The sequence below is a fragment of the Nocardia coffeae genome, assembly GCF_019890715.1.
Taxonomy (GTDB): domain Bacteria; phylum Actinomycetota; class Actinomycetes; order Mycobacteriales; family Mycobacteriaceae; genus Nocardia; species Nocardia jiangxiensis.
Genome location: NZ_JAINZY010000001.1, coordinates 206,678 through 222,183, shown reverse-complemented (window position 1 = coordinate 222,183; position 15,506 = coordinate 206,678). Strand labels below are relative to the sequence as shown.

The 15,506-nt window shown below is 66.5% G+C and carries 15 protein-coding genes; 8 read left to right on the top strand and 7 right to left on the bottom strand.

The annotated features are described in order from the left end of the window. Positions 1 to 12: 12 nt before the first annotated feature. Genes K7711_RS01030 through K7711_RS01010 form a run of 5 tightly spaced genes read right to left on the bottom strand, consistent with a single transcriptional unit; the run spans position 13 to position 5,181 of the window. Positions 13 to 996 carry a substrate-binding domain-containing protein gene (locus tag K7711_RS01030; RefSeq protein WP_222964025.1) on the bottom strand — a complete coding sequence of 328 codons (984 nt, stop codon included), beginning with the start codon at positions 994 to 996 and terminating at the stop codon, positions 13 to 15. 48 nt (positions 997 to 1,044) lie between these two features. Beyond that, on the bottom strand, positions 1,045 to 2,694 hold the full coding sequence (locus tag K7711_RS48820) for a thiamine pyrophosphate-binding protein (RefSeq protein ID WP_222964023.1): 1,650 nt from the start codon (positions 2,692 to 2,694) through the stop codon (positions 1,045 to 1,047). Then, the gene (locus K7711_RS01020; protein ID WP_222964021.1) at positions 2,691 to 3,746 is read right to left on the bottom strand and encodes an amidohydrolase family protein; all 1,056 of its coding nucleotides are present in this window, start codon (positions 3,744 to 3,746) and stop codon (positions 2,691 to 2,693) included. The genes K7711_RS48820 and K7711_RS01020 overlap by 4 nt, the downstream gene beginning before the upstream one ends. A 20-nt stretch (positions 3,747 to 3,766) precedes the next feature. Next, positions 3,767 to 4,621, bottom strand: coding sequence for an HpcH/HpaI aldolase family protein (locus K7711_RS01015; RefSeq protein WP_222964019.1), 855 nt, complete (start codon positions 4,619 to 4,621; stop codon positions 3,767 to 3,769). Beyond that, positions 4,618 to 5,181 (bottom strand): SRPBCC family protein, encoded by a 564-nt coding sequence (locus K7711_RS01010; protein WP_222964017.1) that lies wholly within the window; start codon positions 5,179 to 5,181, stop codon positions 4,618 to 4,620. Before K7711_RS01010 ends, K7711_RS01015 begins: the two co-directional genes overlap by 4 nt. Before the next feature lie 357 nt (positions 5,182 to 5,538). On the opposite strand from K7711_RS01010, the gene K7711_RS01005 reads away from it, so the two are divergent. From K7711_RS01005 to K7711_RS00980, 6 genes are all read left to right on the top strand, one after another. Next, positions 5,539 to 6,426 carry an ABC transporter substrate-binding protein gene (locus tag K7711_RS01005; protein ID WP_222964015.1) on the top strand — a complete coding sequence of 296 codons (888 nt, stop codon included), beginning with the start codon at positions 5,539 to 5,541 and terminating at the stop codon, positions 6,424 to 6,426. A gap of 77 nt (positions 6,427 to 6,503) precedes the next feature. Further along, positions 6,504 to 7,241 (top strand): ABC transporter ATP-binding protein, encoded by a 738-nt coding sequence (locus tag K7711_RS01000; RefSeq protein WP_222964013.1) that lies wholly within the window; start codon positions 6,504 to 6,506, stop codon positions 7,239 to 7,241. After that, positions 7,238 to 8,098, top strand: a complete 861-nt coding sequence (locus tag K7711_RS00995) for an ABC transporter permease (protein WP_222964011.1) — start codon at positions 7,238 to 7,240, stop codon at positions 8,096 to 8,098. The genes K7711_RS01000 and K7711_RS00995 overlap by 4 nt, the downstream gene beginning before the upstream one ends. 17 nt (positions 8,099 to 8,115) lie before the next feature. Then, a complete protein-coding gene (locus K7711_RS00990) occupies positions 8,116 to 8,973 on the top strand; it encodes an amidohydrolase family protein (RefSeq protein WP_222964009.1) in 858 nt (285 codons plus the stop codon). Positions 8,974 to 9,009: 36 nt separating this feature from the next. After that, positions 9,010 to 10,035 (top strand): ABC transporter substrate-binding protein, encoded by a 1,026-nt coding sequence (locus K7711_RS00985; RefSeq protein ID WP_222964007.1) that lies wholly within the window; start codon positions 9,010 to 9,012, stop codon positions 10,033 to 10,035. Between the two features lie 218 nt (positions 10,036 to 10,253). Continuing rightward, a complete protein-coding gene (locus K7711_RS00980; protein ID WP_222964005.1) occupies positions 10,254 to 10,964 on the top strand; it encodes a GntR family transcriptional regulator in 711 nt (236 codons plus the stop codon). 7 nt (positions 10,965 to 10,971) lie between these two features. Here K7711_RS00980 and nicT read toward each other — a convergent pair whose 3' ends face one another. Both nicT and K7711_RS00970 read right to left on the bottom strand, forming a co-directional pair. Beyond that, complete coding sequence (nicT, locus tag K7711_RS00975; protein WP_235746502.1) at positions 10,972 to 12,099, bottom strand: Nickel transporter NicT; 1,128 nt, start codon at positions 12,097 to 12,099, stop codon at positions 10,972 to 10,974. Positions 12,100 to 12,255: 156 nt separating this feature from the next. Next, positions 12,256 to 12,969: a DUF8020 domain-containing protein gene (locus K7711_RS00970; RefSeq protein WP_222964003.1), complete on the bottom strand. Its 714-nt coding sequence runs from the start codon at positions 12,967 to 12,969 to the stop codon at positions 12,256 to 12,258. 464 nt (positions 12,970 to 13,433) lie between these two features. Here K7711_RS00970 and K7711_RS00965 point away from each other — a divergent pair, with 464 nt between their 5' ends. Next, positions 13,434 to 14,237, top strand: a complete 804-nt coding sequence (locus K7711_RS00965) for an ABC transporter ATP-binding protein (RefSeq protein ID WP_222964001.1) — start codon at positions 13,434 to 13,436, stop codon at positions 14,235 to 14,237. A 50-nt stretch (positions 14,238 to 14,287) separates the two neighbouring features. Further along, a complete protein-coding gene (locus K7711_RS00960) occupies positions 14,288 to 15,499 on the top strand; it encodes a DUF3500 domain-containing protein (protein ID WP_222963999.1) in 1,212 nt (403 codons plus the stop codon). Positions 15,500 to 15,506 lie beyond the last annotated feature (7 nt).

Here is a 15,506-nt window from a genome sequence, read left to right as displayed (position 1 = left end):
CGGCAGCCGTTATCAGGCGTCGGGGTACTTTCCGCCGTCCTCGAACAGGCTCCGGGGCTCGCCGGGGAAGTCCGCGTCGAGCAGGCCCTGCTCCCGGGAGAACTGCACCAGCGCGCGCAGGCTGGCGTCGTTCGCCTTCAGGCCGTAGGGAATCGGGTCGCCGCCGATCCGTTCGGCCTGCCGACCCAGTCGCGGCAGCGCCGACCACTGCGGGTCCGCCGCGACCTGACGGCGCTTGGCCTCGGCGAACGCGGCGTACAGTGCGGTCGGCAGTTCGGGATCGCGCTGCACCAGTTCGCTGCGGATCGCGATCACCGAGTGCAGCGGGTAGATCCCGGTGCGCAGATACCAGTCGGTGGCGAGCACGTTGGGCTCGGCGAACAGCGGGTACGGCCCCTCGTCGCCGGTGGGCTGCTCGGGCGTGGCCTGCCAGCCGGTGACGGGTGCGCCCGCCCGCCCGGTTCCGGCGTTGCCGGTGAGCGCGGCGTCGATATCCCCGGCGCGCAACAACTCTCCGAGCGATCGGCCGTCGGTGACCCGCTCGACGTTCGAGGGCGCGCGGCCCTCGATGTGGTCGTCGTCGTCCACGACCCAGGTGATCGAATCGGTGTCGACGCCGTATTCGTCGCGCAGGATGCCGCGCACCCACACCCCGGTGGTCACGGTGTAGGCGCGCACGCCGATCCGCTTGCCCTCCAGGTCCTTCGGGAAGCGAATGCCGGATTTCGCACTGCACTGCACATCGGCGTGATGGAAGCGGCGGTTGAGGAACACCGGGATCGCGGTGAGCGCCACCTCGGCCTGCAATGCCATCAGATAGGAGGTCGGCGCGAGTTCGCACACGTCGAATTCCAGATCGCGGATCATCCGCCGGTACGCGCCGATGACGGGCTCGACCGTGACCGGTTCCACCGCGTATCCCTCGATCGTGACGTCACCGTCCAGCAGCGGCTGCGCGTGCGCGTATTTTCCCAGGACCACCGAAAGCTTGTTCATGTCTTGCCTTTTCGTTCGGATGTGATGTGGTCGGTTCGACCGGGTGGCTCAGACGTCCTCGCCGTACTGGATGCGCCGATAGGGCACACTCATCACGTCGCGGGTGATCCGGACGTCGATCACCGTGGGCCCCGGCGCGCGGACGTACTCGGCCAGCGCGGCGCGCAGCTCGCCGGTGGTGCGGACGGTCGCGCCGTTGCCGCCCAGCGATTTCGCCACCGCGCCCAGCTCCGGGGTGGAGATCAGCGCGAGTTCGGCGTTCAGTCCCTTGGCCTTCGATTTGTGGTATTCCGCGCCCAGTCCCTCGTCGTTCATGACGACGACGAGCACGGGAAGCCCGTAGCGGCAGGCGGTTTCGAATTCCGACAGGTGCATCAGGAAACTCGCGTCGCCCTCGACCACGAACATCGGCTCGCCGGTCGCCACGGCGATGCCGATGGTGAGCAGCGGGGCCTGGCCGATCGCGCCGAACATGCCGTAGTTCGAGGTGATCTCGCGCGAGCGCTGGAACAGCATCGTGCCGAAGTCGGTCTGATGTCCGCTGCCCAGCACGAGCCCGATCTCGCCGGGCAGTTCGGCGTCGATCACCGAGATCGCCTCGCGCGGGTCGAGAAGTCCATTGCCGCTTTGGTATTCGGCCGGATCGATCAGCGGGGCGGTGAGCTTGCGATGCACCTCGGTGGTGTGGAAGCCCTCCAGGTCGACCCCGCGCGCGTCCAGCGCGGCGTTCAGCTCGTTCAGGCCGCTGATCGCGTCGGCCTGCACGTAGGCGTCGGCCACCCGGCCGTTGCCCATCACGAGGTGCGGCGCGGTGTCGATCTGCACGAAACTCGCCTCGGGGAACAGGTATCCGCTCTCGATCGTGTAGTGATTGAGGCTCGCGCCCACCGCGATCACGCAGTCGGCCTCCTGCAGCAGCTCCATCGCGATCTTGCTGCCGAACAGGCCCGCGATCCCGACGTGATAGTCGCTCTCCCCGTACAGCCAGTTCTTGGCCTGCAACGTGGTGGCCAGCAGGGCGCCGGTCCGGCGCTGCAACTCGAGGATCTGCGCGCCCGCCTCGGCCCGCCGCGCGCCGCGCCCGCCGATGATGACCGGACGTTTCGCGGCCGCGATCAGCTCGACCGCCCGCGCGATCCGCTCCGGATTCGGCAGCAGGGTCGGGGGCCGGATGAGATCGGTGGACGGGACGTACTCGTTGAAGCCGTCGAACTCCTGCAGCTGCACATCGAAGGGTGCGCTGATCATCACCGGGCGGGATTCGGTCCGGGCGCGGTAGAACGCTTGCTGCACAATGTCTTCGGCCGAGTCGGCCTTGGTGACCTGGAGGAATTCGCATTCGATCGCGGCGGCGAACCGGCGCTGATCGAGGTACTGCACGGCCGAGGTGTCGCCCAGCGAGGTCTCCCCGCAGAAGGCGACCAGCGGGATCCGGGCACGGCTGGCCACGATCATCGAGGTGGCCAGCTGCGCGGTGCCGGGGCCGCTGGTCGTGGTCACGATACCGGGACGTCCTGTGGCACGGGCGAATCCGTGCGCCATGCTCAGTCCCGAGCCCTCGTGACGCACCTCGTACAGGCGGGTGCCGTGCCCGGCCAGCGCGTTCATCCAGTGCATGTTGGCGTCGCCCATCATGCCGAACACATGGGTCGCGCCCTCGGCGGCGAACGCGTTCGCCAGCGCTTCGTAGACCTTCACTGCGCAACCTCCTGCTGCTTCGTGTTCTGCAATGCCGCCGCCAGACGCGGGAAGACGCGTAATGCGTTGCCGCCGTAGATCGCCGCGCGATCCTCGTCGGTGATCGAATCGATGGAGTCCAGGATCGCCTTGGTGTCGTCGAAGCGGCGTCCGGTCTCCGGGTCCACGCTGCGGACCGCGCCGATCATCTCCGACGCGAACAGCACGTTCTGCGCGGGAATGATGTCGGTGAGCAGTTCCAGGCCGCGCTTGTGATAGACGCAGGTGTCGAAGAAGACGTTGTGCAGCAACGCTTCTTCCAGCGGCGGGCGGCCCCGGTCGATCATCATGCCGCGGTAGCGACCCCAGTGATACGGCACCGCGCCGCCGCCGTGCGGGATGACCAGTCGCAACGTCGGGAAATCCTGGAACAGATCCGACTCGCACAGCTGCATGAACACCGAGGTGTCGCCGTTGAGGTAGTGCGCGCAGGTGCCCTGGATCGCCGAGTTGCGGGACATCGCGACGTGGATCATCGCGGGCACGTCGAGTTCCACCAGCTTCTCGTAGAGCGGGTAGTAGACCCGGTCGGTCAGCGGCGGCGCCTGCCAGTACCCGTCGGACGGGTCCGGATTGAGCAGGCAGCCGACGAAATCGTGTTCGGTGACGCAGCGCTCGAGCTCCACCACCGAGGCGCGCACGGATTCGGCCAGTGCGTCACCGGGGGACTGCGGCAGCTGGCACGCGCCGATGAACCGGCCCGGGAACAGTCCGCACACTCGCGCGATGAGGTCGTTGCTGACCTGCGACCACACCCGGCTGGTCTCGGCGTCGCCGTAGTGGTGCGCCATCTTTCCCGCGCCCGGCGAGAAGATCGTGAGATCGGTGCCGCGCTCGACTTGCAGTTTCAGCTGGCCCTGTTCGATGGCGGCGCGGATCTCCTCGTCGCTGATCTCCAGTTCGCTCGCCGACACGCGCGCGCCCGAGTCCTCGAACGATGTGATCTGGCGCTCACGCCATTTCCCGAGCGCGGGTGGGGCCGTGGTGAAGTGACCGTGACAGTCGATGATCATGAATTCTCCAAATGTGCTGATCAGGAGCGGCCGGTGAGTTTGCGGCCGAGTTCCAGTCCGGGGTAGCTGCGCACCGGCGCGGACATCAGGAAGCGGTAACCCTCGTCGAGCACCTGCTCGACGTTGGACGCGGTGACGTGCGGGTGTCCGACGACGACGCCGTGGTCGTCGCAGATCCGCACGATCCGCTGCCTGGCCTCGTTCAGCAGCGGATGGTCGAGCTGGCGCGGGATGCCCAGTTCCTGGCTGAGGTCGCCCTCGCCGATCAGGATCAGGCCGATGCCGGGCACCTGCTCGAGGATGTCCGGGAGATTCTTGATGCCGAGCTGATCCTCGATCTGGATGACGGCGAGGATCTCGCCGTCCGGATCCAGCGGCCACACATCGGCTTTGGCGTAGTACTCGGTGTTGGAGATACCCCAGTAGCGGGCGGCGGCGGCGGGGGCGTCGCCGCGCAGGCCCGGCGGATCGAAGCGTTCGGCCTCGGGCAGTCGCGGATACCGGCACGCGGCCACGGCGTTGCGCGCCTCGTCGACCGTGGAGATGTGCGGCCACACGATGCCGTAGGCGCCGAGGTCCAGGGCCTGCTTGGCATGCCACTGACCGAATTCCGCGCCGTTGACCGGAACCCGGACCAGCGGGGTGGGCGACGGGGCGAGCGTCTCGGCCTCGAAGATCCGCCGGCGGTTCAGCAGATATTGCAGGGTGTCCCGCAAAGTCGTTGCGTCCCAAGGCTTGTGCTCGGACTCGAACACCAGGCCGTCGTAATCGGACGTCGCGAGGTCGAGTGCGGCGGCGGGCTCGGGCGGGGCGAACGCCGCGAAGGCGTGCCCGCCCGACTCCAGCGCGCCGATCACACTGTTGAGCCTGGTCATCGAGTCGCCTCCTGCCGGGTCTGCTGCTTCTGGGTGATTCGTCGCCACCAGTCGCCCAGGCGCGCCCAGAAGGATCGGCGGACCGGCGCGGCGGCGGCCACCGCCTCCTCGCCCGCACAGCGGAGGACGAGTTGGTCGGCGAAGTCCTTCGTCATGCGGGAGATGACCGCTCCCGCGCCCGCTTCGATCAACGGGACGAGCTTGCCGGTGAGGGTGATCTCACCGCGCACGCTCACCCGGGACGTTCCGGCCGTGTGGCCCTCGGAGACGCCGAAGGTGGCATTGGCCTTGTACCGGGTCGCGCCCTGCCCGTCGTTACCCCGGGCCGTGAGGTGTCCCTCCTGCGTCTCGGCGTCGAGATCGAGTGTGATGCGAGCGCCGAATTTCACCCGCACCGCGCCGAACTTGACCACCATGGCGCCGTCGAACGAACCGTCCTCGTGGGATTCGCCGAGTTCCGCGCCGCGGATGCAGCCGACGACCTCCGGCGGGTCCGAGATCACCTCCCAGACGCGGTCGGTCGGGACGGGGACGTCTATGTCTTCCGTGATCGTGATCAAAGCAAAGAACCTCGCTTGGCTCGGGCGGCGTCGGGCAGGGTGGGCTCGGCTGCGACGGACGCTGGAGACGGTTCCGCGGCTTAGGGAGAACCGTCCCAATCGCCTGGATTGTTTAACAACTTTCCTCAGCACGTTAGCAGCGGAGCGTAAGCTTGGGCAAGATACTTGCCCTGATGCTGTAACGGTGTTAGCTTGATCTCACATCTTGTTAGACAATCTGCGTTGAGAGCGATGGTTCGACCTCGCCCGCCCCTCGAATCGGATCAAAACGTCACGCCCCGAGCGGTCACCCCCGTCGGCGCGATCACGGACGATGGCCGGGCCACGCACGAAAACGCACTGGGAGGCTGGTGGACAGTGAAGACCTACACAGCAGCGGTTCGCGACTACCCGTACACGACGCCGGTGAAGTCCGGCGAACGTGCGCCGCGCGACTGCAAGGTCGACTTCTTGGAGATCGAACCCATCCACAGGGCGTTCGCCCCGATGGTGCGCGAGCTGAAGTACGACTTCTCCGAACTGGCGCTGGCGACCTACCTACAGGCTCACGCGGAAGGCAAGGAACTGAGCCTGCTGCCGCTGACCCTGCACGGGAACTTCCACCACCGATCGATCGTCCGGTTGGTCGGCGGCCCGGTCGAGAGCCCGAAGGATCTGGCGGGCAAGCGGGTGGGTGTTCGCTCCTACACCCAGACCACCGGCATGTGGGTGCGCGGCGTGCTCGCCGAGGACTACGGGGTCGACCCCGACGACATCACCTGGGTCACCACCGAGGGACCGCACGTCGCCGAGTACGTCGAACCGGCCAATGTCGAGCGGACCTCCGACTCGCTGGTCGATCTGGCCCGCTCGGGCGATATCACCGCGGTCGTGATGGGCCCGAAGGCGGTGCCCGCCGACGCCCCGCTCGAACCGCTGATCGAGGACTACAAGACCGTCGAGCAGGCCTGGTACCAGCGGCACCAGACGGTGCCGATCAACCACCTGCTGACCGTGCGCACCGAGATCCTGCGCGAGGACCCCGAAGCCGTGCGCAGTGTCCTGGACACCTTCGCCGCGGAGATCGACGCGTGGACCGCGAAGTCCGAGCCGGGCCCGCGCGGCTACGGCCACGGCCTGACCGACAGCATCCGCGAAGCGCTGCGACTGTCGATCGACTATGCGGCCCAGCAGCATCTGATCACCGACAAGCCCACCGTCGACGACCTGTTCGCCGACTACAACCGCTACCTGGGCGACCGATGACGGCCGCGACCACACCGCGTTCGGCGGTGAAACCGGCCAAGCTGTCGGTCGACGGGGTATCACGCAGCTTCCGGTCGATGGCCGACCGTAAGCGCGCCAGGTTCGTCCAGGTTCTGAAGAACATCTCCTTCGACATGAACGAGGGAGAGATCGTCTCGGTCGTCGGCCTCAGTGGCTGCGGTAAGACCACCTTGCTGCGGATCATCGGCGGACTGCTCGAACCCGACGCCGGGGCGGTCCGGGTCGACGGCCGGGACGTCAGCGGCCCCGGCCACGACCGGGCCATCGTCTTCCAGCAGGCATCCCTGCTGCCGTGGCGCACCACGTTGCGCAACGTGCAGTTCGGCCTGGAGCTCAAGAAGACCGCGAAGGAGGTGAGCCTGGCGCGATCGCGCGAGGCTCTCGAACTCGTCGGCCTGAAGGATTACGAGCGGTACTACCCCAAACAGCTGTCCGGCGGTATGCAACAGCGCGTGGGACTCGCGCGGGCGCTGGCCGTGGATCCGCAGATCCTGCTGATGGACGAGCCGTTCTCGGCCCTGGACGCCCAGACCCGCGAAGGGTTGCAGGCCGAACTGCTGCAACTGCAGGCGACCACTCGCAAGACGATCATGTTCGTCACGCACGATCTGGACGAGGCGGTCTACCTCAGCAATCGGATCCTGGTGCTGCTGCCGCATCCCGGACGCGTGCACAAGATCATCGACGTGAACCTCGGCACGCGCGGTTCGGTCGACGAGGTGAAGTCCGATCCCGCATTCCTCACCGCGCGCGACATCGTGGCTCACGAAATCCGAGCTGGAGGCGACCAATGACGACGATCCAGAACGTTGTTCGCGGATCTGCGAAAGCGCCGGGATCCGCGGCGTCGGACCAGCCCACCGCGGAGGAACGCGAGTGGGCCCAGCAGCAGCGTCAGGCACGCCTGCGCCGCCTGGGCCTGGTGTGGGCGCTGCGGCTGGCCGTGGCCGCGGTACTGCTGATCAGCTGGCAGATCATCGGACAGGCCAACCCGCTGTTCACCTCCTACCCGACGGCCGTCGCCGCGGCGGCCTGGGATCAGGTCACCTCCGCGACGCTGTTCACCGCCATCGGGCAGAGTTTCGAGATTCTGGCCATGGGGCTGGTGCTGGGTGTGGTCGTCGGCGTCCTGGGCGGTCTGATCATCGGGCGATACGCGCTGGTCGCGTCGTCGGTCGAATGGATCATGAGCGCGCTCAACGCGACCCCGCTGCTGGCGATCATCCCGCTGGTGATCGTGTGGTTCGGCCTCGGGGTCGAGTCCAAGGTCGTCGTGGTGTTCATGCTGACCGTGTTCTCGATGCTGTTCAACACCGCCGCCGGCGTGCACGAGGTCGATCAGCACGTGCTCGACGTCAGCCGGGCGTACATGGCCTCGGAGGGGCAGGTCTTCCGCAAGATCATCCTGCCCAGTTCGGTGCCGTTCATCATGACCGGCCTGCGCATCTCGATCGGCCGCGCGCTGATCGGTACGGTCGCCGCCGAATTCTTCACCGGCATCTCCGGACTCGGCGGGCGGATCCAGACCTACGGCGCGGCCTATCAGACCGATTCCATGCTGGTCCCGGTGCTGACCCTGATGCTGATCGGTGTCCTGCTCACCGGTCTGGCTCGCTGGCTGGAGAAGATCGCCGCGCCGTGGCGCGACTGACCGAAGTAAGGACGACGATGACACTGTTCGATCTGCACACCCACATCATTTCCCCGGACACCGAGCGCTATCCGTCCCGCCCACTCGGCGGCCACCAGTCGACCTGGTCTTCGGAGCGCCCCGTCACGCTCGAGCAGTTGCTGCGTTCGCTCGACGAGGCCGGGATCGAGAAGGCGGCCGTCGTGCAGGCGGCGACGATGTACGGATTCGACAACAGTTATGTCGCCGACTCGCTGGGCGATCACCGGGACCGGCTGATCGGCGTCGGTTCGATCGACCTGGTCGCCGACGACGCGCTGGAACGGATCGACCACTGGATCGTCGAGCGGGGATTCGCCGGAGTGCGGGTGCGGGCGGCCGACGGCACGACGGCGGTCAAAAATGCGGCGAGCCTGGACGATCCCCGGCTGGAACCGGCCTGGTCGCGCCTCGAGGCGGACCGGATCCCGGTGTGCATCCAGATGCACTCCAAGCACGCACCGGTTCTGGCGTCGGTGCTGCGTCGCCATCCCGGACTGGTCGTCGCCCTGGACCATGGCGCCCGGCCGAATCTTGCTGGGGGACCGCCGTATTCGGGCCTGAGCGAGTTGTTCGAGCTGACCGGATTCCCGAACGTCTTCCTGAAGATCACCCCGATCACGATCCGCCGGGCCGCGGCCGAGCCCGACGGTGATCCGGCCAAGCTGATCGCCCGGCTGGTCGAGGGATTCGGTTCCGAGCGGATCTCGTGGGGTTCGAACTTCCCCGCGTCCGAGGGTTCGCTCGCCGATCTGCGCGCCTTCGTCGAGGGTGCTCTCGCCGAACTCGCCCCCGAGCAGCGTGCCGACATTCTCGGCGGCACGGCGGCCCGGATCTATCCCCAACTCGCCGGCTAGTTCTCGCCTTCTTCTCACCTGGACTCGGAGACAGTAATGAATCATGCAACGACGCATGTCCAGCGCTCACCTGGACGCCTGTCGCGTCGCGGCTTTCTCGGTCTCACCGCCGGGGTGGGCGCGGCGGGGCTGCTGGCCGCCTGCGGTAGCGATCCCAACACGATCTCGATCATCAACACCTCGGCCACCGCGGCCGTCGCGCTGAACCAATTGCTCACTGACGGAAAGTATTTCGACAAGCTCGGGGTGAAGGCGAAGATCTCCAACGTCAGCGCCGGCAATCAGGTTCTCGCCGCGGTCGCGTCGGGGTCCTCGGACCTCACCATGACCAGCGGGCTGATCGGCATACTCCCCGGGATCGAGAAGGGGATGCGGCTCAAGGTCGTCGGCGGCACGCAGGTCGTGTCCACCAGCGCCCTGTTCACCAAGGATCCGCAGATCACCTCCGCGCGTGACCTCGGCGGCAAGTCGCTCGGCGTCGGTGCGGTCGGGGCGGAGCTGTACGCCGTATTCGCCGCGCTGTTCGCCAAATACGGGATCCCCAAGGACGGTGCCACCTTCCGCAATGTCGGCAGCAGTGCCGATTCGCTGAAGGCGGCCCTGGCCGGACAGGTCGACTGCGGCTACGGGCAGGTCGGCAACCAGGCGCTCGCGACGAAGCAGGGCGCCCGGATGATCGCCACGGTGAACGAGGAGCTTCCGCTGTGGATGAACAACGCGGCGGTGGCCTCGACCGAGGCGATCGCCAAGAAGCGCTCCGCGCTGGTGAAGGTTCTGGCGGGCTATGCGCAGCTGTTCGCCTACCTGGGAACGCCGGAATCCAAGGACCCGTATGTGAAGGCGTACGTGGGCGCCGGGGGTTCCGCGGCCGAGGGTGAACAGGAATGGCAGTTCATCAACCAGAACGGCTGCTATTCGCCCACCCTCGACTTCCCCGAGAAGAAGGCGGAATTCATCCAGCAACAGAACGTTGCCAGCGGTACGCAGCAGAAGGTGCTCGCCTACGACAGCTACACCGATCTGTCGGTGCAGGCCGAGGCGCTGGCGCTGATCAAGAAATAATCGCGCACGCAGGCGATCGGGTGCCCGGAACATCGGGGACCCGATCGCTGCTGCGTTCGCGTAAAACGGACATATTGTGCAACAATACTGAACACTAGTATCCGGCCGGTCCGATTCATACAGGATGATGACCGGGCAACCACAGGGCAAAGCTCCAGTGTTGTTGAACAACATGGCATTGTGAGGGTTGTCCTCGAATCGCGGGGAGGTATCGCGCCATGGTGGTGTCCGTGGGTAACGAGGTCGGCGCGGATTCGGTCGCCAACCGGACCGCCCAGGCATATCAGGATCTCCGCGCGCTGATCATATCCGGCCACTACGCGCCGGACTCCCGGCTCACCGAATCCGAGCTCACCACGCAGCTCGGTGTTTCGCGCGGCACGGTCCGCTCGGTGCTCGCGCGGCTCGCGCAGGAGGGGTACGTCACCACCGAGGTGAACCGCGGCGCCCGCACCCGCTCGTTCACGGTGGAGGAGGCCGTCGAGATCCTGGAGACGCGCGCCGTACTCGAGGCGGCGCTCGCGGCCAAGGCCGCCGAACGCGCCACCGACGAGGACATCGCGGCGATGACCGAGACCTGTCGGCGCATGTGGGACCAGCAGAAGCCCGGCGGGCGCGACGAGTACGTGCGACTCAATCACCGGTTCCACGAGCAGATCCGGCAGGCCGCGCGGCAGTCCACCCTCACCAGGTTCGTCGACAGCCTGCTGTATCCCCTGGTCGTGCGGCAGTACAGCAACGCCGATCGCACGAATCCGCGGCTCGAGTCGGTCAAGGAACACGAGGCGATCCTCGCCGCGATCGGCACCCACAACCCGGAGTCGGCCGCGGCGGCGATGCGACATCATCTGTCGGCGGTCCGGCGCGCGCTGCAGCTGAATTTCGCCATGTCGAACGATCCGTCATCCGCGGGCGCCGACAACTGCTAGCCGAGCGTCACTCGGACGGACCGGCGTAATCCTCCTGCGTGGACCACTTCTGCTCGATACCGGCGAAACGCCAGATCAGCACGGAGACCACCCAGGTCAGGACGAACAGTCCGACGATGCCGTAACCGAGCAGGTTCAGGTCCAGGCCGTCGATCCGGTCCCAGAAGCCGCCGGTCCAGCCGAGCTGCCGGGCGAGCAGGCCGAAAAGCTCGACGCTGCCGATCACCAGGGCGACCACGACCGACAGCCCGGTGATGGTGATGTTGTAGTAGACCTTGCGGACCGGTTTCGCGAAGGCCCAGCCGTAGGCGAAGTTCATGAACGACCCGTCGATGGTGTCGAACAGGCTCATGCCCGCGGCGAACAGGATCGGCAGGCACAGGATCGCGTACCAGGGCAATCCGGCCGCGGCGCCGGTGCCCGCCAGCATGAGCAGGGCCACCTCGGAGGCGGTGTCGAAGCCCAGCCCGAACAGCAGCCCGACCGGATACATCTGCCAGGGTCTGCCGATCGAGGCCATCGACCTGCCCAGTAGCCGGTTCACCAATCCCCGTTTGGCCAAATGGTTTTCGAGCTGCTGTTCGTCGTAGTCGCCGCTGCGCATGTCCCGGAAGACCCGCACGATGCCGATCAGGACGACGACGTTGACCCCGGCGATCAGGTACAGGAACGTGCCGGACACGCTGGTGCCGATCAGGCCGGTGTAGTGATGCAGCGCCGAGGAGTCGTTCGCGACGGGGCCGGCCAGCGAGCGCACGCCGAACGAGAGCAGCAGTGCCAGCGCGAACACGATCGTGGAATGGCCGAGGGAGAAGTAGAACCCGACCGACAGCGGGCGTTGCCGGTCGTTCATCAGTTTGCGTGTGGTGTTGTCGATGGCGGAGATGTGGTCGGCGTCGAAGGCGTGCCGCATTCCCAGGGTGTAGGCGGTGACACCGATCCCGACGCCGAATGTCTTGGTGCCCAGGCTGAAATGCTGCGGAGCGACGAGCGTGGTCAGCGTCAGCCAGCCCACGACGTGCAGAGTCAGGACGACCGCTGCCATCGTGCCGACCGAGGCCCACTCCCGCCCGCTCAATGCCGTTGCCGCCGTGCGGTACCAGGCTGGGGATCGGTCATCGGTGTTGTGCGCCAAGGGGTCTCCTCTGCGGTGTGAGTCGGGATGCGGTCCGCGAACGCGCGGATGTGCGGTGGCGAAGCTCGGTGGACCGGCGACGGCAAAGCCCGCCCGGTCTGAGACCGGGCGGGCCGCCGCTGATGATTCAGCGGAATCAACTGCAGGAGAAGCGATTTACTTCGACGGGGTGGTCGACGGGTGGAACGGTTCGTTGATCGTGGTGAAGTACTGCGCCACGGCCGCGATCACGGTCGGTGCCGTCACCAGCAGCTGACCCGCCAGGGTGCCCAGGGCGCCGACGGCGATGATGCCGCCCATGCAGCCGATCACGGCCGCGGGGATGAACGCGCCGAACAGGCCGACGATGGTCGCGGATGCGACGGTGGCGCCCGCGATGCCGCCGAGTACGCAACCGACCGCGCCACCGGACAGGCCGCCGACCAGGGTGCCGATGGTGGCGCCCGCGGTGATGGTGTCCTTCATCCGGTTCCAGGCCGCCTGCTCACGGTCGTACGGGGTCTTCCACGGCGCGCTGTCCTGGTAGGGCAGGGCCACGGGCTTGTAGACCGCGTGCTGCATGTCGAACTGCGGGGTCAGGGTCGCGGTGTGGTCGGCGATGTTCGCCGCGATCGGGAATTCGAAGTCGTCCACCCGGAACTTCAGCGGAGTTCCGGCCAGCACTTTGCCGTTGGCGGACTTGATCTCGAAGACGCCGTTCGCGACGGCCATGGAACCGGCATCGGTCTTGATGACGCTGGTGTTGTTCGCGGTGCTGGCCTGAAAGTCGACCGCGCCATTGGCGGGGGCGGCCGGGGTCGCGCTCGCGGTTCCGGCCGGAATGCTCAATGCGGCCGCGAGCAGCACCGATGCTGCAGCGATTTTCCTCATCATTGTCTACTTTCTTTCTCGGTTACCTGCGATTCGCGAGTTCGGCTTCGAGGGCGGTGATCGGACGATCCGGTCGCCGGTCGAGACGGTCGGCTCGGTGATCGAGTCCGCCGGAAGGGGATTGGTGGCATCAAGGTCTGCCGCCGCCGCTGACGCAGCATCCACATGTCGCCGGTGTGGATACCGGTATGTCGCAGGTCACATGAAGATTGTCATACAACACGGCGATGCGCAAGGGGTTCCTTGGCTCACTTTGCGGGCGTAATCGGCTATGACCTCAGGATGCTTGTGGTGCAGATCTCTCCGTGCTAGTTTCTAGTCACAAATTGTTAGACAATCTATGAGTGACCGAGCAGGACGTCCTCGCGGGCAACGCCCCGGAACGTCTTGCCGGACAGTGCACTCGACGCCAGATATGAGGCTGCGGGATCCCCGGTACCCGCGTGCACGTCAAGGAGACGACGATGTCGACCAACCAGCCCGATCCGGATGCGGAAGTGCTCCGTTTCGAGGACGTCACACTGGAATTCCCAGGGAGCCACAGGCCCGCCATTCGCGATGTGTCGTTCCAGGTCACCCGGCGCAAGTTCATCGCGGTGATCGGTCCCAGCGGATGCGGTAAGAGCACCGTGCTGGACCTCGCCTCGGGCCTGCTCGAGCCCTCGCAGGGCCGGGTCTACTTCGACGGCGAACCCGTCACGACCGTCAATTCCACGGCCGCCTACGTCACACAGCGGGCCAATCTGCTGCCCTGGCTGAGCGTGCGGGCCAATATCGGGCTCGCGCTGAAATTCCGCAACGTCCCGAAGAACGAACGCGCCGAGCGCATCGCCCGCTGGGTCGAACTCGTCGGTCTCACCGGTTTCGAGAATCACTATCCGCGGGAGTTGTCCGGCGGAATGCAGAAGCGCGTCTCGATCGCGCGGGCGCTGATCTACGATCCCTCGATCGTGTTGATGGACGAGCCTTTCGGGCCGCTGGACGCGATCACCCGGCTCAAGCTCCAGCAGGATCTGCTCGATCTGTGGGAGGAGCAGAACGGCACGCTCGTGTTCGTCACCCACGACCTCAACGAGGCGATCTACCTGGCCGACGAGGTGATCGTGATGTCCAGTGGGCCCGGCACGGTCCGTCGAATCCTGCCGATTCCGTTCGAACGTCCCCGGCACATCGGTTCCCTGATCGAGACGAGCGAATTCTCCGAGCTCTACAACGACCTGTGGAGCCTGTTCAAGGCCGAGCTGGACACAGCGAATGCCCCGGTATGAGAAAGCCAGGTCCGCCGGCGTCGAGTGCGGACCGCGAAGGAGAAATATCAATGGGACTGCGTAATCGGGGACCCGCGCCCACGCGGCGGCCGGAGGTGTGGACACCGGACCTGCTGGCGAAGGTCGAGTGGCGCAAACGTGCTGCGGCAGAACCTTTTCGCGGGGTCGGCACCTCCGATGGCCTGGTATCCGGGCTGTTCCCGCAGCGCAGCACCGGCGTCGACATGGGCGGGATCCGGCGTGCCGCCGAGAACTACCTGGCCGCGCTCACCCCGAAGCAGTTGTCCGAGGCGCGCTTCCCGATGGACGACGTGTCCTGGCGGCACTGGTCGAACGGCGCGCGCTACTTCCTGCGCCACGGGCTGTGCCTGGAGGACCTCGACGAGACCACCCGCGACCTGGTGCTGGAGATCCTGCGGCGCAGTCTCAGCGCGGCGGGCTACACCCAGGTCGTCGATCTGATGCGGCTGAACCTCACGATCGGCGAACTGCGCGACGAGGTCGATCTGCTGCACGAGTGGATGTACTGGTTCAGCGTCTACGGGGACCCGGATACCGGCGGCCCCTGGGGATGGCAGCTGGACGGCCACCACGTCAACGTCAACTGCGTATTCGTGGGCGACCAGATGGTGCTCACCCCGAGTTTCCTCGGCGCGGAACCGGTGCTCGCGGAATCCGGGAAGTATGCGGGGATCCGCGCCTTCGGCCGTGAGGAGGCCGTGGGCCGGAATCTGTTCACCAGCCTGACCGCGCAGCAGCGCGAGGCGGCGACGATCGCCGACGAACTGCCCCCGGAATTGTTCGTCGGCGCCTTCCGGGACAATTTCGAGCTGAACTATTCGGGCATCGCCCTGCGCGACCTGACCGCGGAACAGCACGTCATCGCGCGAGATCTGCTGGGGCTCTACGTCAATCGCGCCAACGACGGGCACGCCGCGGTGCGCATGGACGAGGTCCTGTCCCGCGAATCGGAGACGCATTTCGCCTGGGCCGGTGATGCGAACGGGGTCTTCTACTACCGGCTGCACAGTCCGGTGATCCTCATCGAATTCGAACATCAGGCCGGGGTGATGTTCGACAACGATGTCCCGACCCGCCGCCACATTCACACCATCGTCCGCACGCCGAACGGCAACGACTACGGCGTCGACCTGCTGCGCCAGCACCACGAGCGGCACCACCACGGGCCGAACGGGCACGAGCCGCACAGCCACGGACCACACAGCCACGGACCACACAGCCACGGACCGCATGGGCACTGACCGCATG

What these genes read in the sequence shown, in the direction of transcription:
- K7711_RS00995 (WP_222964011.1), top strand. Translation starts at nt 7,238, where the DNA reads ATGACGACGATCCAGAACGTTGTTCGCGGATCTGCGAAAGCGCCGGGA.
- K7711_RS01030 (WP_222964025.1), bottom strand. Translation starts at nt 996, where the DNA reads ATGAACAAGCTTTCGGTGGTCCTGGGAAAATACGCGCACGCGCAGCCG.
- K7711_RS00990 (WP_222964009.1), top strand. Translation starts at nt 8,116, where the DNA reads ATGACACTGTTCGATCTGCACACCCACATCATTTCCCCGGACACCGAG.
- K7711_RS00960 (WP_222963999.1), top strand. Translation starts at nt 14,288, where the DNA reads ATGGGACTGCGTAATCGGGGACCCGCGCCCACGCGGCGGCCGGAGGTG.
- K7711_RS01000 (WP_222964013.1), top strand. Translation starts at nt 6,504, where the DNA reads ATGGCCGACCGTAAGCGCGCCAGGTTCGTCCAGGTTCTGAAGAACATC.
- K7711_RS01015 (WP_222964019.1), bottom strand. Translation starts at nt 4,621, where the DNA reads ATGACCAGGCTCAACAGTGTGATCGGCGCGCTGGAGTCGGGCGGGCAC.
- K7711_RS00985 (WP_222964007.1), top strand. Translation starts at nt 9,010, where the DNA reads ATGAATCATGCAACGACGCATGTCCAGCGCTCACCTGGACGCCTGTCG.
- K7711_RS00970 (WP_222964003.1), bottom strand. Translation starts at nt 12,969, where the DNA reads ATGAGGAAAATCGCTGCAGCATCGGTGCTGCTCGCGGCCGCATTGAGC.
- K7711_RS00980 (WP_222964005.1), top strand. Translation starts at nt 10,254, where the DNA reads ATGGTGGTGTCCGTGGGTAACGAGGTCGGCGCGGATTCGGTCGCCAAC.
- K7711_RS01020 (WP_222964021.1), bottom strand. Translation starts at nt 3,746, where the DNA reads ATGATCATCGACTGTCACGGTCACTTCACCACGGCCCCACCCGCGCTC.
- K7711_RS00965 (WP_222964001.1), top strand. Translation starts at nt 13,434, where the DNA reads ATGTCGACCAACCAGCCCGATCCGGATGCGGAAGTGCTCCGTTTCGAG.